The sequence below is a fragment of the Acinetobacter sp. RG5 genome, from assembly GCF_031844265.1.
In the GTDB taxonomy this organism is placed as follows: Bacteria; Pseudomonadota; Gammaproteobacteria; order Pseudomonadales; family Moraxellaceae; genus Acinetobacter.
In genome coordinates this window covers 63736-88985 of the sequence record NZ_JAUZUV010000009.1, presented here as the reverse complement: position 1 = coordinate 88985, position 25250 = coordinate 63736, and the positions used below count along the sequence as shown (strand labels likewise).

The 25250-nt window shown below is 43.3% G+C and carries 20 protein-coding genes; 15 read left to right on the top strand and 5 right to left on the bottom strand.

Annotation, left to right across the window (positions count from 1 at the left end; all coding sequences use genetic code 11):
• Positions 1-269: 269 nt before the first annotated feature.
• Complete coding sequence (locus Q9R21_RS09935) at positions 270-1106, bottom strand: IclR family transcriptional regulator (RefSeq protein WP_004280319.1); 837 nt, start codon at positions 1104-1106, stop codon at positions 270-272.
• Positions 1107-1609: 503 nt separating this feature from the next.
• On the opposite strand from Q9R21_RS09935, the gene Q9R21_RS09930 reads away from it, so the two are divergent.
• The 6 genes from Q9R21_RS09930 to Q9R21_RS09905 all read left to right on the top strand — a co-directional run bounded on the left by Q9R21_RS09930 (position 1610) and on the right by Q9R21_RS09905 (position 9751).
• Positions 1610-2764: an acyl-CoA dehydrogenase family protein gene (locus Q9R21_RS09930; RefSeq protein ID WP_004730987.1), complete on the top strand. Its 1155-nt coding sequence runs from the start codon at positions 1610-1612 to the stop codon at positions 2762-2764.
• Between the two features lie 31 nt (positions 2765-2795).
• Positions 2796-3995 carry an acyl-CoA dehydrogenase gene (locus tag Q9R21_RS09925; RefSeq protein WP_311204372.1) on the top strand — a complete coding sequence of 400 codons (1200 nt, stop codon included), beginning with the start codon at positions 2796-2798 and terminating at the stop codon, positions 3993-3995.
• A 254-nt stretch (positions 3996-4249) separates the two neighbouring features.
• Positions 4250-5530 (top strand): MFS transporter, encoded by a 1281-nt coding sequence (locus tag Q9R21_RS09920; RefSeq protein WP_004646972.1) that lies wholly within the window; start codon positions 4250-4252, stop codon positions 5528-5530.
• 40 nt (positions 5531-5570) lie between these two features.
• Positions 5571-6242: a 3-oxoacid CoA-transferase subunit A gene (locus tag Q9R21_RS09915; protein ID WP_004730985.1), complete on the top strand. Its 672-nt coding sequence runs from the start codon at positions 5571-5573 to the stop codon at positions 6240-6242.
• On the top strand, positions 6242-6901 hold the full coding sequence (locus tag Q9R21_RS09910) for a 3-oxoacid CoA-transferase subunit B (RefSeq protein ID WP_086044822.1): 660 nt from the start codon (positions 6242-6244) through the stop codon (positions 6899-6901). Before Q9R21_RS09915 ends, Q9R21_RS09910 begins: the two co-directional genes overlap by 1 nt.
• Positions 6902-7171: 270 nt before the next feature.
• Positions 7172-9751: an EAL domain-containing protein gene (locus Q9R21_RS09905; protein ID WP_311204371.1), complete on the top strand. Its 2580-nt coding sequence runs from the start codon at positions 7172-7174 to the stop codon at positions 9749-9751.
• Between the two features lie 172 nt (positions 9752-9923).
• On the opposite strand, the gene Q9R21_RS09900 is transcribed toward Q9R21_RS09905, so the two are convergent.
• The 3 genes from Q9R21_RS09900 to Q9R21_RS09890 form a co-directional block, all read right to left on the bottom strand.
• Positions 9924-11123, bottom strand: a complete 1200-nt coding sequence (locus Q9R21_RS09900) for an MFS transporter (protein WP_004646967.1) — start codon at positions 11121-11123, stop codon at positions 9924-9926.
• A gap of 17 nt (positions 11124-11140) precedes the next feature.
• A complete protein-coding gene (locus Q9R21_RS09895) occupies positions 11141-12406 on the bottom strand; it encodes a DcaP family trimeric outer membrane transporter (RefSeq protein WP_311204370.1) in 1266 nt (421 codons plus the stop codon).
• Between the two features lie 117 nt (positions 12407-12523).
• Complete coding sequence (locus tag Q9R21_RS09890) at positions 12524-13822, bottom strand: MFS transporter (RefSeq protein ID WP_005096906.1); 1299 nt, start codon at positions 13820-13822, stop codon at positions 12524-12526.
• A 456-nt stretch (positions 13823-14278) separates the two neighbouring features.
• On the opposite strand from Q9R21_RS09890, the gene Q9R21_RS09885 reads away from it, so the two are divergent.
• Genes Q9R21_RS09885 through Q9R21_RS09875 form a run of 3 tightly spaced genes read left to right on the top strand, consistent with a single transcriptional unit; the run spans position 14279 to position 17812 of the window.
• Positions 14279-15052 carry an enoyl-CoA hydratase gene (locus tag Q9R21_RS09885; RefSeq protein ID WP_114541734.1) on the top strand — a complete coding sequence of 258 codons (774 nt, stop codon included), beginning with the start codon at positions 14279-14281 and terminating at the stop codon, positions 15050-15052.
• Between the two features lie 2 nt (positions 15053-15054).
• Positions 15055-16575: a 3-hydroxyacyl-CoA dehydrogenase gene (locus tag Q9R21_RS09880; protein WP_311204369.1), complete on the top strand. Its 1521-nt coding sequence runs from the start codon at positions 15055-15057 to the stop codon at positions 16573-16575.
• Positions 16576-16600: 25 nt separating this feature from the next.
• Entirely contained in the window at positions 16601-17812 is a 1212-nt protein-coding gene (locus Q9R21_RS09875) for a 3-oxoadipyl-CoA thiolase (RefSeq protein WP_311204368.1), read from the top strand.
• A gap of 408 nt (positions 17813-18220) precedes the next feature.
• Here Q9R21_RS09875 and Q9R21_RS09870 read toward each other — a convergent pair whose 3' ends face one another.
• Positions 18221-18658, bottom strand: coding sequence for a PaaI family thioesterase (locus Q9R21_RS09870; RefSeq protein WP_311204367.1), 438 nt, complete (start codon positions 18656-18658; stop codon positions 18221-18223).
• 110 nt (positions 18659-18768) lie between these two features.
• Here Q9R21_RS09870 and Q9R21_RS09865 point away from each other — a divergent pair, with 110 nt between their 5' ends.
• From Q9R21_RS09865 to Q9R21_RS09840, 6 genes are all read left to right on the top strand, one after another.
• On the top strand, positions 18769-19524 hold the full coding sequence (locus Q9R21_RS09865; protein WP_311204366.1) for a class II aldolase/adducin family protein: 756 nt from the start codon (positions 18769-18771) through the stop codon (positions 19522-19524).
• A complete protein-coding gene (locus Q9R21_RS09860; RefSeq protein WP_180038864.1) occupies positions 19521-20444 on the top strand; it encodes a glyoxylate/hydroxypyruvate reductase A in 924 nt (307 codons plus the stop codon). The genes Q9R21_RS09865 and Q9R21_RS09860 overlap by 4 nt, the downstream gene beginning before the upstream one ends.
• A gap of 34 nt (positions 20445-20478) precedes the next feature.
• The gene (locus Q9R21_RS09855; protein WP_213687714.1) at positions 20479-21267 is read left to right on the top strand and encodes an enoyl-CoA hydratase-related protein; all 789 of its coding nucleotides are present in this window, start codon (positions 20479-20481) and stop codon (positions 21265-21267) included.
• An 11-nt stretch (positions 21268-21278) separates the two neighbouring features.
• Entirely contained in the window at positions 21279-22259 is a 981-nt protein-coding gene (locus tag Q9R21_RS09850; RefSeq protein ID WP_311204365.1) for a nitronate monooxygenase family protein, read from the top strand.
• A 210-nt stretch (positions 22260-22469) separates the two neighbouring features.
• Positions 22470-24272 carry an acyl-CoA dehydrogenase C-terminal domain-containing protein gene (locus tag Q9R21_RS09845; protein WP_004280299.1) on the top strand — a complete coding sequence of 601 codons (1803 nt, stop codon included), beginning with the start codon at positions 22470-22472 and terminating at the stop codon, positions 24270-24272.
• Positions 24273-24400: 128 nt separating this feature from the next.
• A complete protein-coding gene (locus Q9R21_RS09840; protein WP_311204364.1) occupies positions 24401-25240 on the top strand; it encodes an alpha/beta hydrolase in 840 nt (279 codons plus the stop codon).
• Positions 25241-25250: the final 10 nt, after the last annotated feature.

Sequence of the window (25250 nt, the reverse complement as noted above, 5' to 3'; positions counted from 1 at the left end):
TGATGACGACGTCAAACTCCATCGATTCTCTTGTTATATCTTCCATAATATAAAATCCAATTTCGCTATACGATATTTATAGCATTATCTAAATCGGTTATGAAGCTTATTTTTGATCTTTTTATTTGGAATAGGAATTTATCTTTTTTAAATCTTATCTATTTCGCAGCATTAAAAAGGTTTGCTGAGAATTCTGGATAAAGGAAGAAGATGTGTAGATTGGGTATTCAATAAAAGAGCGACTTAATGTCGCTCTGATAATTAATTTTTTATATGTTATTGAGATTCATTGCAATATTATTCACCATGTGAATCAGACGCGGTCCAATTTCATTTTCCAGTTTTTCCTGATTTAACAGATAACTTGGGGCACCACAGTTAAACGTTAATATCCCATGTTTGGGGTGAACCAACGGAACTGCCACGGAATTCACATCCTTAGCCCAGTCACCTAAAGACAGACAGTAGCCATAATCCTGATAATCACGGATTGCACGTTCCAGATTACGCTTGATGGTTGGCCACTGATCTTCGTTTCTTTTCTTGATGGCATCAAATAAATATTCGCGTTCCTTCACATCCATCGCTGCCAGACAGGCCCGTCCCATGGCACTGCTATGAATCGGTAAAGTCGAACCGACAGGGCGGCGCATGGTTAGCGTCGATTCTGTATGTACCACTTCCAGATAAATCATGCTCAAACGGTCACGGGTAGCCATTGCCACAGGGGCTTGGGAATAACGGGACATTTCTTCCATAAACGGATAAGCCTGAGTCCGCGCAGAAATATTACTCAAAGCTGCATAACCCAAAGCCAATACGCCAACATCCAACAGATATTTTGTGGTATTCGGTAGTTGTTTTAAATAACCTAAAGAAACCAGGGTGCTGGTAATACGGGCCACAGTTGGCTTGGGTAAGTTGGTTAATTGTGCAATTTCCTGATTGCCAAGCAATTGATTGGTCGCTGAAAAGCAACGTAAGATTTCCAATCCACGCGCAATAGACGCAATAAATTGAGGATTATTTTCTCTATGAATATGTGAAATCGGATCTAAACGGATTTCATCAAAGTTGGGAATTTCACCAGTTTTATTTTTTGTCATGGTCAGGGCAATTAAAGTTAAATTAATGAATATGATAGCAACATAATTTCACGATACAAAATAAAACACTTCTACAAAAGATAAAATATAGGAAAAAGTGCCGAAATTATTTGTGGTCGAAAAGAATCCTGTTACCCAACTTTGAAGACAATATAAAATCATCTAGTTTTTTAGGTTTAACACGTAGCCAATATATTTAAAAAGTTTCGATTTCTCCGAAAGAGTCAGTGATCGATAAATATTACAGCAAGAAAAAAGGTTTAATTATCTATTCAAAAAAACTGATAAATAGAATAATCACTCATCAAAATATTTCGTATCGTGAAATTAAATATTAAACGCAAATCAACTGGAATACCAGAAAAATTTCATTTTTTAGTTAAAATATAAAATTTTTAATAATTTCACTTGCTCAAAATGATTTTATATGATTATTTATTTCGTAATACGAAACAAAAATAAGGGTAAAGGAATTTACCTAAATTATATCCATGGAGATTCATATGATTCGTGATCCGGAAATGCTCGACCAACTTCTGTCAACGATTCGCGATTTTGTAAAAAATGAACTGGTGCCTCTTGAGCATGAAGTAGAAGAGAACAATGCCATTCCTGAACATATTGTGGAACAGATGAAAGAGCTGGGCTTGTTTGGCCTGACGATTCCTGAAGAATATGGTGGTTTAGGCATTACCATGGAAGAAGAAATTCTGGTCGCGATGGAATTGGGCCATACATCGGCTGCCTTTCGCTCTTTAATTGGTACTAACAACGGCATTGGCTCAAGCGGCATCATTATCGACGGTACAGAAGAGCAAAAACAGAAATATTTACCGCGTTATGCAACGGGCGAAATTATTGGTTCATTCTGTTTGACCGAACCGGATTCCGGCTCAGACGCTGCTGCTTTAAAAACCAGTGCAGTCAAAGACGGCGATTATTATATTTTAAACGGAACTAAACGCTTCATCACCAATGCACCACGTGCCACGACATTTACCGTGATGGCACGTACCAATCAAGAGATTAAAGGTGCGAGCGGTATTTCAGCATTTCTAGTCGAAGCAGGCACACTTGGTTTAAGCCTAGGTAAAATTGACAAGAAAATGGGCCAACATGGTTCCTATACCTGTGATGTAATTTTTGATAACTGTAAAGTGCATAAAGATCAGCTGATTGGCGGTGTAGAAGGGATTGGCTTCAAAACAGCAATGCGCGTTCTAGATAAGGGCCGTCTGCACATTGCCGGTTATAGCGTCGGCATGGCAGAGCGTATGCTGGAAGATGCACTTAACTATGCAGTGGAACGCAAACAGTTTGGCCAGCCCATTGCGAATTTCCAGCTAATCCAAGGTATGTTGGCAGACTCCAAAGCCGAGATTTATGCAGCCAAATGTATGGTGCTGGATGCTGCGCGTCTACGTGATGCTGGCCAAAATGTTACGACTGAAGCCTCTTGTGCCAAAATGTTTGCAACTGAAATGTGTGGTCGAGTTGCTGATCGCTGTTTGCAGATTCATGGTGGAGCGGGTTATATCAGTGAATATTCAATTGAACGTTTCTACCGTGATGTGCGTCTGTTCCGTTTATATGAAGGAACCACACAAATCCAGCAAATTATTATTGCGCGTGAAATGATTAAACAAGCAACCGCCTAATCTCATAATTTTAAAATAAGGAAATATTAAAATGACGACAAAAATTAGATTTGATTGGCAAGACCCGTTTTTAATAGAACAGCAACTGACATCAGAAGAGCGCATGATTCGCGATGCAGCGGCAGCGTACTGTCAAGACAAACTGATGCCGCGTGTACTGGAACAGTTCCGTCATGAAAAAACCGATCCGGCTATTTTCCGTGAAATGGGAGAACTGGGTTTACTCGGTCCAACCATTCCGGAACAGTACGGCGGTGCAGGTTTAAATTATGTCAGTTATGGTCTGATTGCTCGTGAAGTTGAACGTGTCGATTCAGGTTACCGTTCAATGGCCAGCGTACAAAGCTCTCTGGTGATGGTACCCATTAATGAATTTGGTTCTGAAGAGCAAAAGCAGAAGTATTTACCAAAATTAGCAGCCGGTGAATATATTGGTTGCTTCGGCTTGACCGAGCCGGATCATGGTTCGGATCCGGGCAGCATGATTAGCCGTGCTAAAAAAGTCGAGGGTGGTTACCGTTTAACTGGCGCAAAAATGTGGATTACCAATAGTCCGATTGCCGATGTATTTGTAGTTTGGGCCAAAGAAGTTTCTGCCGAAGGTAATATCGGTGACATTCGTGGCTTTATTTTAGAAAAAGGCTGGGAAGGGCTTTCTGCTCCAACGATTCACGGCAAGGTGGGTCTACGTGCCTCAATCACCGGTGAAATTGTAATGGATAACGTCTTTGTTCCAGAAGAAAATGCATTTCCGGAAGTTCGCGGTTTAAAAGGGCCTTTTACCTGCTTGAATAGTGCACGTTACGGGATTGCCTGGGGTGCCATGGGAGCTGCAGAGTTCTGCTGGCATACCGCACATCAATACACCATGGACCGTAAACAGTTTGGTCGACCACTCGCTGCGAATCAGCTGATCCAGAAGAAACTGGCAGATATGCAAACTGAAATTGCACTCGGTTTGCAGGTGGCTTTACGTTTTGGCCGCATGAAGGATGAAGGCATTGCTTCAGTTGAAGGTACATCACTGATCAAGCGCAACAACTGCGGCAAGGCACTGGATATTGCCCGTTTGGCCCGTGACATGATGGGTGGAAATGGCATTAGCGATGAATTCGGTGTAGCCCGTCATCTGGTTAATCTGGAAGTGGTAAATACCTATGAAGGTACCCATGATGTACATGCCCTGATTTTAGGTCGTGCACAAACCGGAATTGCAGCCTTTTGCAACTAAACCTGACATCAACTTCTAGCCAGCATTGCTGGCTAGATTGTTTTACGGGTTTAAGAATTGTGCTTAATCACATCATTCAATGTATTGCTACGTGATTTCTGCAGAGAAAATTTATCAAGAACTTTGAAAATCATTTTATACCACCTTGCTAAAGCGTGGTAATGATCAGCGAATATTCTATATTTCACCTAAATAATTAAGTGAAATATGCGTTTTAAAAAGGCACAGGAGTGCCGAAAAGTAGAAAGAGCATTATGGATACGATCAGTTCACAACAACACCCAGTGGAAGGTGGAAACGAACCCAAGCAAAGAGTCTGGATTCTGGCCTTTATTTTCTCATTTTTAGCATTATTGGTTGATGGTGCTGATATTGCGTTATTAGCCTACAGTCTGACCAGTCTGAAACAAGAGTTTTCATTAAGTAATATGCAGGCCGGTGCCTTAGGGAGCTGGACGCTTGCAGGCATGGCTATCGGCGGTTTTTTTGGTGGCTGGGCTTGTGACCGTTTTGGCCGGGTTCGTGTGATCGTCATTGCCATTGCATTATTTTCTTCATTAACCTTCTGGTTAGGATTCGTAGAAAGTTATGATCAGTTCAAATGGCTGCGCTTTACGTCTGCGATTGGACTAGGTGCTCTATATATTGCCTGTAACACACTCATGGCAGAGTATGTACCCACCAAATATCGCTCTACAGTATTGGCAACGCTTATGACTGGCTGGACTTTAGGCTCGGTGGTCGCAACTGTTCTGGCTGGATGGCTATTGCCTGAATTTGGCTGGCGATACCTCTATTATATTGCCATTATTCCAATTGTACTGGCCTTCGCGATGTACTTCTTGGTGCCTGAGCCGAAAGCCTGGTTAGATGCGCGTAAAGCACGCCTGGATGCAAAAGCCAGTGGTATTCTGCAGGAAAAACCAAAAAATACTTTTAAAATGATTTTTGAAGATGCACTTAGCCGTCGCATGTTTATCCTCTGGTCCTTCAGTACCGCATTTTTACAGTTTGGCTATTATGGAGTCAGCAACTGGCTACCGGCGTATTTAGAGACTGATCTGGGAATCAAGTTTAAAGAAATGACCATGTATATGATCGGGACTTTCCTGATCATGATGTGTACCAAAGTTATTGCTGGTTTTATCGCTGACCGGATTGGCCGTCGTGCGGTATTTGCTTTCGGCACTATGGGTACTGCAATTTTTATCCCTGTGATTGTCTTTGGTAATACGCCGGATAATATCCTCTGGCTGATGTTATTTTTCGGTTTTCTCTATGGTATTCCATACGGTATTAATGCGACTTACATGACAGAAAGCTTCTCCACCAAAGTGCGTGGAACAGCAGTGGGTGGGGCATATAACGTAGGCCGACTGGGTGCGGTGTTTGCACCTCTTACCATTGGCTATTTTGCTCAAGGAGGCTCAATTGGTACCGGCTTACTGATTATGGGCATTGCCTATTTTCTTTGCGGCCTGATACCCGCTTTCTTTATTAAAGACCGCTTATTTGATCCACAAAAGGCAGATTAATCTGCACTCGTAATATAGATAGAACATGCTAGGAAGCAATATGATGAATAAAATCACGCAGGATATCGAGACGGTACTTAAGCAAATTCCTGATGGTGCACACATTATGACCAGTGGTTTTGGCCTGGCAGGTCAGCCGGTAGAATTAATCGAAGCATTAATTGACTTTGGTCCTAGAGACTTAACCATTATTAACAACAATGCAGCTTCTGGAGATCGTGGTCTAACCAATCTGCTGTTGTCTGGACTGGTTAAAAAAATGATCTGTTCATTTCCACGAGCCAATAACTCAACCGTCTTTGAAGATCTGTATAAAGCCGGAAAAGTTGAGCTGGAACTGGTGCCACAAGGCAATCTGGCCTGCCGTATTCAGGCAGCCGGTGCAGGCTTAGGAGCTGTTTTTACTCCAACCGGTTTTGGTACCAAAATAGCTGAGGGTAAAGAAACCCGTAATATCAATGGAAAAGATTATGTGCTGGAATATCCGATACATGCTGATTATGCCTTGGTTTATGCCAATCAGGCAGATCAGTGGGGCAACTTGACCTACCGTAAGGCAGCAAGGAATTTTGGTCCGATCATGGCCAAAGCAGCAAAAACCACCATTGCACAAGTCCATCAAGTTGTGGAACTGGGAGAACTTGATCCAGAGATCATTGTAACGCCAGGAATTTTTGTACAGCATGTGGTCAAGGTTGGAGATATTAAATAATGAATATTCAAAAACGTAGTCGTGAACAGATTGTAGCTAAAGTTGCACAAGACATTCCAACCGGCTCTTTTGTAAATTTGGGTATTGGTTTACCGACACGCGTAGCAGGTTATTTAAAACCTGAACAAGGAGTAATTCTACACTCGGAAAATGGCGTTTTAGGTTTTGCTGCATTGAGTGATCCTGAACAGGCAGATGATGATCTGATTAACGCCGGCAAAGAACTCGTAAGCATGTTGCAAGGTGGCAGTTTTATGAATTCTGCCGACTCTTTCGATATCATGCGAGGCGGGCATCTGGATATCTGTATCATGGGGGCTTTTCAGGTCGCTATTAATGGTGATCTGGCGAACTGGCATACCGGTAATGCTGATGCTGTACCTGCTGTAGGCGGTGCGATGGATCTGGCAGTGGGTGCTCGCTGTGTCTATGTTTGCATGGAACATGTGACCAAAAACGGTGAGGCAAAAATTGTTGAAGAACTGACTTATCCTCTAACAGGTAAACATTGTGTCAACCGTATTTATACTGATTTGTGTGTGATTGAATTAAAAGACCGACAAGCTCAGGTTATTGAAATAGTGGATGGCTTAAGCTTTGAAGAATTACAACAGCAGACAGGCTGTAAATTAGTGGACAGTCGTCAACAAGCAGCCTAAAAATAAGTCCGCAATATTCTGATTAAGTAAAAGTATAGTTTTAGATCACAGCTTCGGCTGTGATTTTTAAATTTTAGAATTATTATCAAATACACGTAATATTGACCGTATTTCCGTATTTCCGTATTTCCGTATTTCCGTATTTCCGTATTTCCGTATTTCCGTATTTCCGTATTTCCGTATTTTAAAGATATAAATACAAACTTTTGCTAATGATTATTTTAATAATAAGTCTAAAATGTTAACAAGCTAAGGAAGGTGATAGTCTGAATGAATAATAATTGTGATGATCAAGAAATTTTTCATATTTTTAATCTGATTGGTCGCCATACTGAACTTAAGCCTATCCTCGATGTCATTAGCCAGTGGCTTGAATCGCGCATTCCAGATGCGCTTGTCACCATTATGCTCTATCAGGATGACACCCAAACTTTAAATGTTATAAGTGGCAAACAGCACTTTTCAAAAGAGTACTGTAATGCTATTCAAGATTTGAAAATTGGGCCAAATCAAGGATCGTGTGGCGTAGCTGCTTTCTTACGTCAGTTGGTCATTAGTCCGAATTTAATGAAAGACCCAAACTGGCAGTCTTACCGTGCTTTGGTAAATGCAGAAAAATTGTCTAGCTGCTGGTCTATGCCGATTATTAATGCTTCAGATATTTTGTACGGAACGTTTGCCACTTATTATCGAACACCGAAAATACCGACTGAACATCATATTCAGCTTTTACAGCAAGCGGCAAAATTAGTTGCTCTCGCAATTGAGCTTGATCAGGAACGTCAAAAAAGACATGAGCTTAATGAAAAATACAGCTCATTTTATACCTATCATCCAGATATTATTTTTGAACTTGACCTGCAGGGACATGTGCTTAATACCAATATTGCTTGCGAAGAAATTACAGGTTTTTCTAAAGCGCAAATTCATGGTCAGCACTATTGTGCCTTCATACCGCCCGAATTCCATGAACTTGCGAATGTTTCATTTTCAGAAGCAGCGCAAGGTAAATCTCAACATTATGAACTTCCAATTTATAATGTTGCAGGCGATATCTTATGGCTGGATCTGACCAATTTACCGATTATTCAAAATCAGAAAGTCACCGGTATTATTGGTATTGCACGAGATATCACTGTATCGCGTGAAAACAAGGAGTCTCTACGCTTATTAAAACGTGGAGTAGAGGCCAGTCCGAATAGTCTTTTTATTACCGATGTTTCTGAAGAAAGACTAATGGTGTATGTGAATCCAGCTTTTCTAAAGCTCACCGGTTATACAGCAGCAGAAGTATTAGGACAAAGCTGTTTTTTCTTACAGGGTCCAGATACTGATCCGGATCAGATTGCATTACTCAAGCAAGCGGTCAAAGAACAAAAAGAAATTCAGGTGACTATAAAAAGTTACTGTAAAGATGGCAGCTGGTTCTGGAATCGTTTAACCATAGGTCCTATTTTTGACCAGACAGGAACCTGCACCCATTTTTTGGGGATTCAGGAAGATATTACCCAGCAACGTATTCACGAAGAATATATTCAGCATCAGCATACTCATGATCATTTAACCGGTTTACCGAACCAGCATGCATTCAAACAGATTCTGGAAGATATTTTTGAAGTACAGCACGAGAGCTCACAACCTTTAGTCTTGCTGTATATAGATCTGGACGACTTTAAAAATATCAACGACAGCTTAGGTCATCTGGTGGGTGACCAGATTCTCAAAAGTGTGGGCGAGCGGCTGCAAAAATTTGTTCAAGGCAATAATGTGCTATGCCGCTTTGCTGAAGATGAATTTATTTTACTGCTCTCAGGGACAGATGAGCACACTGAAGTCGAGGCGATCGCCGGAGAAATTCTTGATCTTCTTTCCATGCTGTTTATTGTCGATCAGTACAAAATACATTTAAGTGCCAGTATTGGTATCGTGGCAGATGACAGTTCAATTCATCATTCTTCTGAATTGATTTATCAGTCTGTTTTGGCGATGCAGGAAGCCAAAAGACAAGGTCGTAATATGTGGCAGTGGTATGAAAAAACCAGAATGCAGCCTGTCGCAGAAATAGACTATACCAATCTGCGTCTGGAACTCATGGAAGCGATCAATCAGGAAAATTTTGACCTGTTCTATCAGCCGCTGATTCATCCTGAAACTGGACTGGTGACAGGCGTAGAAGCTTTAATCCGTTGGTGCCATCCACAGCAGGGTTATATTTCCCCAGCGATTTTTATTCCGCTGGCAGAAAGAACCGGGCAAATTATTAGCGTAGGTCAATGGGTATTGGAAAAGGCCTGTTTAGATATTGCCGAGTGGAACAAGATACACAATAGCCAGATCACGGTATCGGTGAATATTTCTCCTTTGCAATTCCGTAGAGCAGGCTTTTTGCAGGTGCTTGAACATGCACTTGAACTCAGTCAATTACCGCCGGAATTACTTAAAATTGAAATCACGGAAGGTGTCATCATTAATGGTGCAGATCGAACCATAGAAATTTTGAAAGCAGTGCGTGCTTTAGGTGTACAGGTCGCCATTGATGACTTTGGCACAGGTTATTCGAGTCTCAGTTATCTGCGTCGCTTGCCGATTAATCAAATCAAGTTAGACCGTAGTTTTATTGAAGAGCTGACCCTCGATGGTCAGGATGCTGCAATTGTGCAATCGATTATTCATCTAGCCCATCAGCTGGATCTGGAAGTTGTCGCGGAAGGGGTCGAAACCGTAAGTCAAGCCAGTTTACTCTATCAACAGGGTTGTGATCTGCTACAAGGCTTCTTTTATGCAAAACCTGCACCTTTAACTGAATTGAAGCCTGTTTATCTCGCAATGGAAAATAGTAAATTGAATTAACTCTAAAAGTTAAGATATCAATATTTTCAACCGCTCTTCAGATAGAAAGGAAACGTTAAACAGGCTTAAAGAATTTTTCTATTTTATCAGCGTATCATCTCTATAATTTATGCTCGGTACAGAAAGCGGGATAAAAAAATAAGCTTTTAACCCCAAAGGTTTTTAACAGTATCTAAGGCTCAGGCTGAATATTGGCTAAATTTCTTTCTTGGTTTAAATCATAATAGTTAATCAAAAAGATCAACACGGCAAAAATAAAACCTAAAATGACGCAGGCAGACCAGCCATAGCTTTTCCATAAATGCAGCGATAAAAATGCACCCAGACCGGCACCTGAAAAATAACAGGTCATATAGATGGCATTAATCCGCGAGCGAGCCTGCATTGAAATTCGATAGACCAGATTCTGGTTCAAGACATGCAAACAGGAAATTCCAAAATAAGCCAGAATTAAGCCCAAGATATAAATCCATAAATAATTCTGGGCAAAGAATAAAGGAATCCAGGCCAGAATCAGTCCGCACGTAGCCAGATGCGCAATCCATTTTTCCCGATGCCTGCCAATCATTTTACCGGTCCACTGAGAGGACCAGATGCCGACCACCCCCACAATGCCCATGAGGCCAATCTGGAAATCATTAAAATGATAAGGTGCTTCAGCCAGAATAAAAGTCATGGTAGTAAAGATAATACTCAGCATGCCAAAACCCAAACCTCCGATCATACTACGCCGGATCAGCATGGGTTCTGTGCGTGCAAAGGTAAATAGTGAGCGATAAATTTGCAATATATTCATCTGCAACTGGCTCTTAGCGCTTGGTAACTGGAACCACATGGCCAGACTCAGCAGAAGAATTGCACAACCACTAAACAAGTACACCGCATGCCAGGACCATAAAGTAGAAATCAGTCCGGCCACGGTACGGGCAAACAGAATACCAACCAGAACACCACTCATGAGCAGGCCAACGACTTCGGCACTTTTATCACGCTGCGACAGGCTGGCGGCAAAAGGAATCAGAATCTGGGTGGTGATCGAACAAAAAGAGGCGAGCAGGGTAAAGCCATACAACATATGCAGATTGGTACTGGCTGAAAGCCCAATAAGTGCCAATCCGGTACAGAACATCAAACTGCAGATATACAACCGTTTTTCGAACAAGTCACCCAAAGGGACAAACAAAAATAATCCGGTGGCATAGCCAATCTGGGTCAGTACTACAGTCCAGCCAGACTGAGCCACACTGATCTGCAGATCCTCTGCAATAGAATAAATCAAGGGCTGGTTAAAATAGTTACAACCTGCGCAGAGTGCGCAGGTCATTGCCATCATGAACATGAAACGGCGTGAAATTTGCCCTTGGGCTGACATCCTTGTCTCCTGAGGCTTTAAAAACTATAGTTGGCAGAGAGGTTGATACGTGAAATATCTGCTTCCTTGTTGTCAAAGGTTTCACGCTTACCATGATGATATTCTGCACCGAGATTAATCTTTGGAACAGGAGAGTAGATCACGTTGGCCACATAGTCCGTTAAACGTTTATTGGTTTCAGGATTCGCGCGTGCATAGTCGCTGGAATCATCAAAATCAACAACGCTGGCATTAATACTACTACGTAGTTTCGGCGTAAATTTATGCGTAAATCCGATATTTAAACTGTTAAACTCATTCAGTAAAAGTTCATTATTGGCTGTATCAACCGAATAATCTCCACCCCAGGCAGCGCCATCAGTTGTTGATCCTTGAGTCAAGAAAGCGGCAATACGCTGATCTCCGACCATATGGAAATAGTTCCCCTGGATCGAGTTTTGATCATCAAAACGGTAACGTCCACCAAGACCTACACCCCAACCGACTTTTTCAATATCACCTGTATCTGTTTGCGCCTGCTTTTGATTGACAAAGCCTTGAGCTAATAAATGAAGAGGGCCTGATTGATGAACATATTTAGTGGTTAATGCAGGCAAAGCAGAAGAACGATCGCCACCGGCCATATATTCCAGACCGACATTCCAGGTATTTTCTGGATCAAGTTTGAAAGCATAGCTCACCTGAGGCGTACGTAGGACTGATCCACCCAGGAACAAGCTGTAATCGACAGCTTCAGTGCTAATCTCTGGTGTTGACATCAATGACCAGGCCTGACCAAACGTCAAGTTATAGTATTTTAAGTGTGCATGACGGATACGTAATCCACCATCGCCTTTACCATTGTTGGTCCAGAAGTCGGCTTCTAAACGAGCAGAAACATTCGGATTGCCTCCTAGATCTTTGGCCAGGAAACCAATCCGGCTGGCAGCCGCAGTAAAATCGGAACGTACAGAATCCGGTTCAGTAAAAGGTACTTTATTAATCTGGTTAATGGTACGGCCACGGGCTTCAGTAGTACTTTTGAAATCGACTGCACCATCAAAGCGGATCAAGCCATAAACATCGACATTATCTACCATTGAACTCAGCGTTTTAGAGTCTTGCGCTTTGGCTTGTTCCTGCTGGTTCTTTAATGCAAGTTGCGCGGCTTTTTGTTGTTCTAGTTCTGCCTGGATTTGCTTTAACTGTGACTCAAGAAATTGCATACGGTCTTCAGAAGCTTCTGCTGAAAATGCCTGTGCTGAAGCAATACCACATAATGTCGCTAAAACTAATTTTTTCATTTCTTAATCCCTAAAGAAATTTTTAATCCTGAATGAAAGGAGACCTTTCTATACTGACGTGTTGTAAATATTTGAAGTGAGGAAGGCAGCGATTTGACCTGCCTTCCGAAGTAGGGTTTATTCTGCTTTTTGCGGATCGTATAAACGGTCTTTAATAAACAGGGCAGGAATCAAACCGCATAGGAAATATGCTGCACCCATTACCAACAGACCTGTACCGATCGAACCATGCATCGCAAGATAACCAATCGTAATTGGCGCGAAGATTGCACCGATACGACCAATATTGAATGCACCGCCCACCGCTGTACCACGAACACCAGTCGGGAAACTTTCGGTTAGATAGGTTGCATTGATGGCATATGGAATACCGTACAGGAAGCCGAAGATTAGCATCAGTACGCCAATGTTATCGGCATTATGCATATACACCACGACAGGGATAAATAGCGCTGTTCCCATGGTGCCGAAAGCAAACACAATACGGCGACCAATTTTATCAGCAACATAACCTGCAATGATTTTGGCAAAAATCATGGTGATGAATGTACCCACCATATACAGTGCCATTTCTTTAAACTTAATGCCTAATTCAGCTTCAAGATAACTTGGCAACCAGTTACTTACACCGAAGTAACCAAATAACAGGAAACCGGAGCTGAAAGACCACAAGATAAACATCTTGCCATGGGTTTTATCTTTAAGAATGGTGATGTATGGATTACCTTTTTTGGTATCGTTATCCACAATCTGACCAGTTCTTTTCATTTCACGGACACGTTTCCATGATTCTGGCTCTGGCACCATAAAGTGCATCAGGATACCCAAAGCTAATGGAGCAATTGTGATCCAGTACAGCATACGCCAGCCGAACTCAGGAATAATCCAGCCTGAAATCATGGTAATCACCAATGAACCTAAAGTGAAACCAGTCATCAATGTTGCCAGTACAGTAGTACGGTATTTGGTCGGTACGTATTCTGACATCAGGGTATTACAGGCAATATATAAACAGCCTAAACCCAAGCAAGAAAGAGTACGTAAAATTGCAAATTCAGTATAAGACTGAGCAAAACCTGAGTAGGCTGACAAGATCGAGAAGGCGATGGTGGCCAGTACAATGACGCGGACACGTCCAAATTTGTCGCATGCCCATCCACCAATAAAACCTCCGATCCCCATACCCAAAAGAGAATAACTTCCTAAAGCACCCGCCTGTACAGAAGTCAGGCCCCATTCAGCTTTCAGACTGGTCAGGCTGAAAGCCAGAATCCCGATATCTGCACCGTCACAGAGCAAAATCAGAAAAGCAAAGACAAAAGCCGTCATCCATAGACGTTTTGGCGCCTGTTTGATGGTATCCGTGGAGGAGACATCGGTTTTATTGTCTCCTGTTACGATGGTATCGCTTGTCATTCTTATATCCTCTATATATTAAAAGTAGCATTTCCTCTGCTACCGCTAAATCCATTTTTCTTCCTCACGGAAACATAGTTTTCCTGATTTAACAGACTTGCTCCTGAACGCTACAGCCGCTGTATTTATTATCAGGCTACATTCGATTTTTCACTTTATTACGCTAAATCAAAATCATCTCATTGCTGGAAAATTTGATTTCGTAAATTAATTTTAAGTTCTGCCTTATGGTGATTATTCATTTAAATGGATAATCAGATTGCATTTAAAATATTTAATTCCGTATTGCGAAATCAATTAATCACAAAATAACCATCTAAACAAGAGTTTTTACTCTATTTTTAGTAAAAAATAACTTTTTTGAATTCTGGAGTTAAAAATCCTTGATTTATAGCTTGAGAAACCTTAGTTTTATATAAAATAAAATTTCGCTATACAAAATAAATGGAGATTTTAATGGAACAGGTCGTTCAAGTAGAACAAGTTTCAGCACATGTAGCGATGGTTAAAATTCATCGACCAGAAGCGAAAAATGCCCTGAATACAGAAGTTCGCCAGAAACTTGCGGCGGCATTTTTGCAACTGAATGACGATGAAAATGTACGTGCCATTATTCTTACCGGTGGTGAAACAGATTTCGCAGCAGGTGCCGATCTTAAAGAACTGGCCAATGCAGAAACCATTCAAATGATGCAGCGCCGGACTGAACGTTACTGGCAGGCGATTGCACAGTGTTCAAAACCGGTGATTGCAGCTGTAAACGGTTATGCACTTGGTGGTGGCTGTGAACTGGCGATGCATGCAGATATTATTATTGCCGGGAAAAGCGCCCAGTTTGGTCAGCCTGAAGTGAAAGTGGGTGTCATGCCGGGTGCCGGTGGTACCCAGCGATTATTCCGTGCCGTGGGTAAATTCCATGCGATGCGTATCATCATGACGGGTTGTCTGATACCAGCGCCGGAAGCTTATCAGATTGGCCTAGTGTCTCAAGTAACGGAAGACAGCGAAACCCTTGCAACAGCAATCAAGATGGCTGAAGGTCTGGCAAAAATGCCGCCAATTGCGCTTGAACAAATCAAGGAAGTGGCTTTACTGGCTGAAGATGTGCCGCTTAATGCCGGACTTACCCTGGAACGTAAGTCTTTCCAGATGCTGTTCTCATCCGAAGATCAAAAAGAAGGCATGCAGGCCTTTATTGAAAAACGTAAACCGAATTATCAGGGACGATAAGCATGAGTATTCAGATTCAGAAAATCGGCATTATTGGTGTAGGCACGATGGGTGCAGGTATTGCCCAGATCGCGATTCAGTCTGGTCATGATGTGGTACTGTTTGATGCCAAAGAAGGGGCAGCCGAACAGGCACAGGATAAACTGGCCAAAACATTAAATACCTTAGCAGATAAAGGTAAATTCAGCCATGAAAAAGCCGCTGAAGATATTGCTCATCTGTCGACTGCGCAGCAGCTAGAAGACCTGAAAGATTGTGACTTGATTGTTGAAGCGATTATTGAAAATCTGGAAATCAAGCAAAAACTGATGCAGCAACTGGAAGGAATGATAAAACCAGAAGCGATTCTGGCATCCAATACCTCTTCATTGTCGATCAGTGCAATCGCTGCCAACTGTGAGCAGCCAGAACGTGTGGCCGGTTATCACTTCTTTAATCCGGTACCACTCATGAAAGTGGTCGAAGTGATTGAAGGCTTTAATACCCGTGCTGACATTATTGAAGCATTAACCCAGCTCTCGATTAAAATGGGGCATCGTCCGGTCAAAGCAAAAGATACTCCAGGATTTATCATTAACCATGCCGGCCGTGCCTTTGGTAGCGAAGCCTATGCAATTTTGAATGAAAATGTCACACCATTTTATGATATTGACAGGATCTACCGTGACGGAATCGGTTTCAAAATGGGGCCGTTTGAATTAGGTGATCTGACCGGTATGGATGTCTCGCACCCGGTGAGTGAATCGATTTATCATCAGTATTATGAAGAAGCACGTTACCGTCCAAGCGTGATTACCCGTCAGCGTTTTATTGCCAAGCAGTTAGGTCGTAAAACCGGTAAAGGTTTCTATGATTACACTTCGGGTAGCAAAGAAGGTGATGTTGCTCCAGCATTGGTTGAAAAGTTAAGTCAATATCCATCAGTCTGGCTAGGCACCGAATATGACGAAGACCGTCAGGCACTTGAGCAATATCTGCAGCAGTTCAATATCCAGATTGAGCAAACTGAGACACCTTCAGCAGAGGCTTTAATCCTGATTGCCACTTATGGTGAAGATGCAACTTCAGCCGCTGTCCGTTATCAGCTGGCACCTCAGCAAGTGGTGTGTATCGATCTGCTATATGGTCTGCATAAACACCGTACCTTGATGCCAACTTTTGTCACCCAACCTGAGCTGGTAAAAGCAGCCCAATCGATTTTCAATCTGGATGGTGTGACCGCCAGTGTAATTCAGGAAAGCGTCGGCTTTGTGGCTCAACGTGCTTTGGCAATGATTGTGAATCTCGGCTGTGATATTGCCCAGCAAGGCGTTGCAACGGTGGAAGATATCAACATCGCGGTGAAATTAGGCCTTGGCTATCCATATGGTCCAATTGAATGGGGGGATGTGCTGGGAGCTGAAAAAATTCTAAAAATTCTGGATCGTATGACTGCGATTACCCGTGACCAGCGTTACCGTTCAAGTCCTTGGTTGCGTCGCCGTGTTCAGCTTGGTCTACCACTTGTTCATACAACACATTAATTAGAAAGTGAAAGGAATAACACTCATGTTAAATGCATATATTTATGATGGTTTACGTTCACCAATCGGTCGCCATGCAGGAAGTCTGGCAAGCGTACGTCCAGATGATCTGGCAGCTACAGTCATTAAAAACCTGCTGGAAAAAACCGGTATCCCGGCAGCAGATGTAGAAGATGTAATCTTTGGTAGCACCAATCAGGCCGGTGAAGACAGCCGTAATGTGGCACGTTTTGCAGCGTTGTTAGCGGGTATGCCGGTAACAGTTCCAGGTCAGACGGTAAACCGTTTATGTGCATCAGGTCTCGGTGCTGTGATTGATTCGGCACGTGCCATTACTGCAGGTGAAGGCGAGTTGTACATTGCCGGTGGCGTAGAAAGCATGACCCGCGCACCTTTTGTGATGGGCAAAGCAGAAAGCGCGTATTCACGTGATGCCAAAATTTATGACACCACAATTGGTACCCGTTTCCCGAACCGTAAATTTACGGATCAGTTTGGCGCGCACAGTATGCCTGAAACAGGTGATAATGTGGCTGAAGAGTTCGGTATTAGCCGTGAACAGGCTGACACCTTTGCCGCTGCATCACAGGCAAAATATCAGGCAGCGAAAGAGGCAGGTTTCTTTGAAGGTGAAATTACCCCGATTGAAGTTTCTCAAGGACGCAAATTGCCGCCTAAACAAATTACTGAGGATGAGCATCCACGTGCATCTTCGACATTTGAAGCTTTATCCAAGTTAAAACCGCTATTTGACGGTGGTGTAGTAACAGCGGGTAATGCATCAGGAATCAATGACGGCGCTGCAGCACTGATTATCGGCAGTGAAAAAGTTCAGGAACAGTATGGCTTAAAACCTTTGGCTCGTATCCTGTCTTCTGCAGCCGCTGGCATTGAGCCACGCATCATGGGTGCAGGCCCAATTGAAGCGATTAAAAAGGCAGTACAACGTGCTGGTTTGACGCTAGATGATATGGATGTCATCGAGATTAATGAAGCCTTTGCCAGTCAGGTATTATCTTGCCTGAAAGGTCTGGATGTCGCTTTGGATGATCCGCGTGTCAATCCAAATGGTGGTGCGATTGCCATTGGTCATCCACTGGGCTGTTCGGGTGCGCGTTTGGCTTTAACCGTTGCACGTCAGTTACAGCGTACCGGTAAAAAATATGCCGTGATTAGTCTGTGTATCGGTCTGGGTCAAGGCTTGGCGATGGTGATTGAAAACCCTGAAGCTGCATAACAGTTTTAGTGATCGCCTAAATGTCATGTATCTATGATATGCATGGCATTTTTTATTGGGATTTTTATATTTAAATAAAAAATACAGCAAAGATTTGGTGAGTATTAGAGCTCTTTTTAAATCAAACTCAAATTCTCTACGCTACTTTTGTTTCGGCAAAATGAGAGGCGAAGCTTCGCAAGAAAACCATCTTGCGGAGCAATGCTCTAAACTGCAAAACTCGTCCACAACCATAAATAATCAGATATATCGCAGAAACTATTATTTTACAAAGTAGTCCTGCCTCAGACAGTTGCGGATGAAGTTCTCGCGTATCAAACAACCTCATAAGTTTAAAAAAGGAAATGTCAGCCAACTTATTAATTGACTGACATTGGTACAGGTTTCAAGGATCTTTATTATTGATGGTCAAGTTCTGTTGGTAACCAATAAAGTCGCTGAACCAAAGGCATAAACTTTACCTTCTTTATCGATAATTCTGCCTTCTGATGTCAATACATTGCGTCCGATCCGGATAACTTCACCAATAGCTGTATAGGTTTCGCCGCTTTTCATCGCTTTCAGCATTTTTACATTCAGGTCAATGGTCGAGAAACTCACACCTGCATCTACTGTCGTGTGCACGGCAGCGCCAGTCGCACTATCTAGAACCGTTGCACAAAAGCCGCCATGAATTCCACCCTGTAAATTGTAATGGCGCTGATCAGGACGCACCTCATATTCCACATAGTTTTCGCGAACTAAAGTCAGGCGCATGGGAATAATTTCACTCATGGCTGAACTGGGAATTTCCCCATTTTTAATTGCGGTGAGATATTGAAGTCCGTTTAGTTGTGAGGTTGGCATATCAACTCCTTGTAATGATTTATTTCGCTTTATGAAATAATATTCTGTTTTTCTGAAATTATGATATAACAGATAGTGATCGAAATGCTATATTTTTCCAGGATGGAACGATGACAATAAAAAATCTCGTCACAGATGCTGAATGGCAGGCACGTTGTGAACTCGCAGCGCTTTATCGCATTATCGCGCATTACCGGATGACGGACCTGATTGATACTCACATCAGTTTAAGAGTTCCCGATCAGCCTGACTGTTTTCTGATTAATCAGTATGGTGTCGCTTTTGAAAAAATGTGTGCTTCAACGCTGGTCAAGATTAATCATGAAGGGCAGGTCGTAGAAAGCTATGAACAGGACAAGCCGGTGAATATGGCTGGCTTCGTCATCCACTCCGCAATTCATGAAGCACATGCTCATCTGAACTGTGTTATTCATACGCATACCGCAGATGGCATAGCAGTTTCTGCACAGAAACACGGACTTCTTCCCATTTCCCAGCACGCCATGAAGTTTTATCAGCATGTGGCCTATCACGAATATGAAGGCGTGGCACTATCAACAGATGAGCAGGAGCGACTGATTCAGGACCTGGGCAGGCATCGCGCCATGATTTTGCGCAATCACGGACTTTTAACGGCTGGCGAAACGATTGCACGGGCCTTTCATGAAATCTATTTTCTGGAGCGTGCCTGTCAGGCACAGGTGAAGGCCTTAAGCGGTGGTGCTGAATTGCATTATCCAGCAGAAGAAGTCCGAATTAAAACCGCCAAGCAGTTCGCCAGTCCTTTAGTTGAACCGATTTTACAGCGTGCCTGGCAGGCCGCTTTGTCTTTGATTGAGCATCAATATACGGAGTATGCATCATGATTGTGATATCCAGTACGGTGCCGAATATTGAAGCAATTCTGGTGAAGTCTTTTCAGAAATATGCCCCTAAGGGCAGTTTTTGTACATTGGACAGCCCGGAAGCAGAACTGGCGACCACAGCAGCTTCGTGGTTTCCAGATCTGGAAAAACTCCGGCAACTTCCAGAACTTGGTCTGATTCATTCAATTGCTGCTGGGGTAGAACATTTAAACTTAAATGCTGTACGCCCAGATCAAGCCGTTTGCCGGGTACTGGATCCACATCATCAAAAAGGCATGTTTGATTATCTGCTGTGGGGCGTACTGTATTTCCAGCGTTATTTTGACCGCATGATCCAGCAGCAAAAGCAGCAGCTATGGAAGCAGTATCGCCAAAGTTATAGCTATCATATCCAGATCGGGATTATGGGCCTTGGCCATATGGGCGGTTATGTGGCAGAACGTTTTGCCGACATGGGCTATCAGGTGTCTGGGTGGTCCAATTCCCCAAAAGAGATTGCTCAGGTCAAAAGCTATGTCGGATCAGAACAAATTTCCGAGTTTTTGGCCCAAAGTCAGATCCTGATTAATCTGCTGCCACTCACTGAAGAAAATACCGGCATTCTTTCTGCTGAATTATTTCAGCAGTTGCCTGAACAAGCAGCATTAATTCATGTAGGAAGGGGTCAGCATTTAATCGAGCAGGATCTACTCAATGCACTGGATTCCGGCCAGTTACGTGGTGCAATTATCGACGTATTTGAACAGGAGCCATTAGCTGCTGAACATCCATTCTGGCAGCATGAAAAGATCGTAGTTACGCCACATGTCGCCTCACATGCACCCATGTCTGTGGTAGTGGAACAGATTCTGGAAAATGACCGACGCTTAAATCTCGGGCTGGATTTATGCCATCAGGTAGATGTCAATAAAGGCTATTAATTGTAGGGATACCGGAAAAATAAGGAAATTGATGATGTGGGAAACGATTCAAACTCAGGTTCAGCAAGGCGTCGCGACCTTAAGCTTTAACCGCCCGGATTCACTCAACAGTTTTAACCGGCAAATGCATGAGGAAGTGCAGCAGGTGCTGAAAAACTGGAATAAAGATCCGGATATTCGGGTGATTGTGATTCGCGGTAATGGCCGGGCGTTTTCAGCAGGACAGGATTTAAAAGAACGTGCTGGACAGCTCGGCAATGTGCCTTTGCCACCGCAAGGCTCGCTGGCCAAATACTATAATCCCTTGATTAACCTGATCCGCCAGAGTCCCAAACCGGTGATTGCAGCAGTGAATGGTGTGGCTGCCGGTGCAGGTGCCAATATCGCACTGGCCTGTGATCTGGTCATTGCCAAGGAAAGTGCCCGATTTATTCAGGCTTTTTCTAAAATTGGCTTGATTCCTGATGCCGGTGGCACCTGGATGTTGCCACGTTTAATCGGTTATGCACGTGCCATGGCACTCACTTTTCTGGGCGAACCGGTGCATGCCAAAGAGGCCGCCGAAATGGGCATGATCTGGAAAATGCTTCCAGATACAGAATTTGATGCTTATATCGACGACATTGCACAGCGATTATCTCAACAGCCGACTTATGCGCTGGCTTTAACCAAACAGGCCTTGCAACGCAGTGCTGAAAATAACATGGACCAGCAACTGGAGCTGGAACAAAACCTGCAATATCTGGCTCTGAGCAGTCAGGACTATAAAGAAGGTGTCCAGGCTTTTATCGAAAAACGCCCTGTACAATTTACCGGATGCTAAGGAGAGCATTTATGAAAATTCAGACCCGTATTACCGAGCTTTTAGGCATTCGTTATCCAATTATTCAGGGCGGCATGATGTGGGTCGGTACCGCAGAAATGGCCAGTGCCGTATCTAATGCTGGTGGTTTGGGAACATTAACGGCATTGACTCAACCGACGCCTGAAGCCCTGGTCAAGGAAATTGCACGCTGCCGAGAAATGACCGATCAGCCTTTTGCAGTCAATCTGACTTTATTGCCCGCTGTGAATCCGCCGCCATATGCAGAATACCGACAGGCGATCATTGAAAGCAGTATCAAGATCGTAGAAACAGCAGGCAACAAGCCACATGAACATATTGAGGCGTTTAAGCAACACGGCATTATTGTCATTCATAAATGTACTTCCGTCCGTCATGCGCTTTCAGCACAAAGAATCGGTGCGGATATCATTTCGATTGATGGTTTTGAATGTGCGGGGCATCCGGGCGAAGACGATATTCCTGGCCTGATTTTAATTCCTGCCGCTGCGGATCAGCTTACTGTGCCGATTGTGGCCAGTGGCGGTTTTGCTGATGGCCGTGGTCTGGTCGCAGCTTTGGCTTTAGGTGCTGAAGGCATCAATATGGGTACACGCTTTTGTGCCACTCAGGAAGCGCCGATCCATCCAAACATCAAACAGTTCTATGTCGATAATGATGAAAGGGCGACGCATCTGCTATATCGACAGTTCAGGAATACCGCCCGTGTTGCCAAAAATGCGGTATCTGATCTAGTGGTTAAAATGAGTGAAGATCCAAACCTGCAATTTGAACAGATTCGTCCCTATGTCAGCGGTTTAAAAGGCAAGCTCGCTTTAGAAAATGGCGATATTGATGCTGGTGTACTGACTGCAGGTCAAGTGATGGGATTGATTCATGACATTCCGACTTGTCAGGCGCTGATCGAAAATATCATGCAGGAGGCAGAGCAGATTGTTCAGCAACGTTTAGCTCAATTTTTTCCACGTTAATCAACTTTAGTGAAGTCGCTGAATAGAAAAGCCATTCCACCATGAATGGCTTTTTTCATCCTGTATATTTTTTATTTTTAAATGGGAAATTTCATTGAATGACTAGATTTTATTCTTTAAATTATATTATAGTGGATTTAAAACATAATTTCGTATTATGAAATTAATTGTCATAAATATACAAATTAGAACTCATACAAGGGAATTACGATGAGAAATTATATTGCGCCATTAAAAGACATGAAGTTTGTCCTGAAAGACCTGTTAAACGTTGAACAGAAATATCAGGGCTATGCAAAATTCGCTGACAAGGTTTCTATGGATATTATGGAGCAATATCTGGAAGTCGCTGCGGACTTTTGCCAAAACGAACTTCTACCGATTAATGCGACAGGCGACCAGCAGGGTTGCCGTTTGCAGGATGGCGTCGTAACCACCCCGGATGGGTTTAAAGCAGCTTATGACAAATATGTAGAACTCGGCTTTACCTCATTAACTGGTGACGAAGCATATGGCGGTCAGGGTTTTCCGACTTTATACCGTATTGCCATTTCTGAAATTATCACTGCAACCAACTGGTCTTGGGGCATGTACCCAGGCCTGTCCCATGGTGCGATGCGTACTTTAGAGCATCATGGTAGCGATGAACAGAAACAGAAGTTTCTGGTACCTTTAATTGCAGGCCGCTGGACTGGAACCATGTGCTTGACTGAATCTCATGCCGGTTCTGACCTAGGTTTAATCCGTACCAAAGCAGTGCCAAATGAAGACGGCAGCTATAGCATCAGTGGGGAGAAAATCTTTATCTCAGCCGGTGAACATGATCTGGCGGAAAATATCGTGCATATCGTATTGGCACGTTTGCCAGATGCACCTGCGGGAACCAAAGGTATTTCGCTGTTTATTGTGCCGAAATACAATCTGGATGAAGCTGGTAATGTGGCTTCCCGTAATGGCGTGGTATGTAGCGCTCTTGAACACAAGATGGGCATTCACGGTAACGCGACCTGTGTGCTGAATTTTGATAATGCCAAAGGTTTCCTGATTGGGCCTGAAAATCGCGGCCTGAACTGCATGTTTACCTTTATGAACTCGGCACGTATCGGTACAGCCATTCAAGGCTTGGCAGCAGCAGAGTCTTCTTACCAGGGGGCATTGGCTTATGCCCAAGACCGTCTGGCGATGCGTTCACTTGAAGGTGCGAAAGCGCCAGGCCAACCTGCAGATCCGATTATCGTGCATCCGGCAGTACGTAACATGCTGCTGACTCAAAAGGTGTTTGCAGAAGGTTCACGTGCACTTGCATATTATCTGGCGACCTATGCCGATATCGCTGAAGCCACTGACAGCCCGGAAGAAAAGAAAGCAGCTGAAGACCGTCTAGCATTATTAACCCCTATTGCCAAAGCATTAATGACCGAAACCGGCATAGAAGCGGCTAAACATGGTATGCAGATTTTCGGTGGTCACGGTTATATTGCTGAACATGGCATGGAACAGATTGCCCGTGATGCACGTATTGCCAGCCTCTATGAAGGAACTACTGAAATTCAGTCCATTGACTTGCTGGCGCGTAAAGTGCTGGGCTCAAAATTGGGTTTGCTGACCGCATTAACCGATGAAATTCAGGGCTTTGTAAAAGAGCATCAGCAACATGTCCAGTTCAGCCAGCAAGTTGCACAAGTCAGCCAGTTGACTGAACAATGGCTGAAATTAACCAGAACCATTCAGGAGCAGGCTCAACAGTCTGCCAATGAAATTGGGGCAGCATCAGTTGACTACCTATATTTCTCTGGTTATGTCGTGTCCGCTTATTTGTGGCTGAAAATGGCAATTACTGCGCAGCAGAAAATTGAAGAAGGCAATACTGATCCGTTCTATGCAGCCAAGATCAAAACTGCACAATTCTTCTTTGCGCGTATTTTGCCAAGAACTTCAACCCACTTTGCCAATATTCAGGCGGGCGGTGAAAGCCTGTTTTTACTTGAACCTGAAGAGTTCAAATTCGATTAAACCTTTTGACCCACGATACTCGTGTCGTGGGTCTTTTTTAATAATTTTTGCATCCTCACCCAATTCAAATATTGAGATTTATTCTCGGATATTGAATAAACCATAAAACAACAAGATCAGGAGTCTATATGGATTTAGACATGATTACTCGACAGTGTCCTTATGCTGATCTGCAGCTTAATTTTCATGAAGTCGGACAGCGCTCTCCATTTCCGACTATTATTTTGATTCATGGCACCGGTGGAAATACCGACAAGCATTTCAGCTATATTTTTCCGATGCTGGGTATTCATCAGCGGGTTTTATCCATTGATTTGCATACCCCGAATAAAGCTGATCTAAAGGTGACTGATTTTAGCCAACAGGTTGAAGCATTGATTCAGCATGCAGTTGCAAAAGATGAAATCATTACAGTGGTAGGCTATTCACTCGGTGCCGTGATTGCTGCACAAGTGGCAGCCAGTTTAAAACAGCGCGTAGCGCGTTTGATCTTGTTAGCCGGTTGGGCCAAAACCAGCTCGGTGCAACAACTACGTACTGTCATTTGGCAGCAATTATTTGCTGAACAATCTGCGGCCTTGCCTCATTTTGTCAATTATTGCCTGTATAGCGATGATTATCTGTCTGCACGAAGCGAACAGCAGGTGTTGGATCTGGCACGCTTTGTTAAACCTTCACTAGATGCAGCCAAACAGCGTGAACTGAATTATCGCATTGATATTACATCGATCTTGCCTGAGATTCGTGCAGAGACGTTGATTGTGGCTTGCCGTGAAGACCGCATGGTGCCTGTAGCGCAAGCTAAACTGCTGTTTGCTTCAATTGCGAACAGTCGTTATATCGAAATTTCTTCAGGACATGCGCTCTATATCGAAGCGCCAGCAGAAGTGGTGCAACTGGTAAACCAGTTTAGCCAGCATCCAGAACAATATCCGGTGAATCAAAAAATTCAGCCTTATATGCCTTAAAGGAGATAAA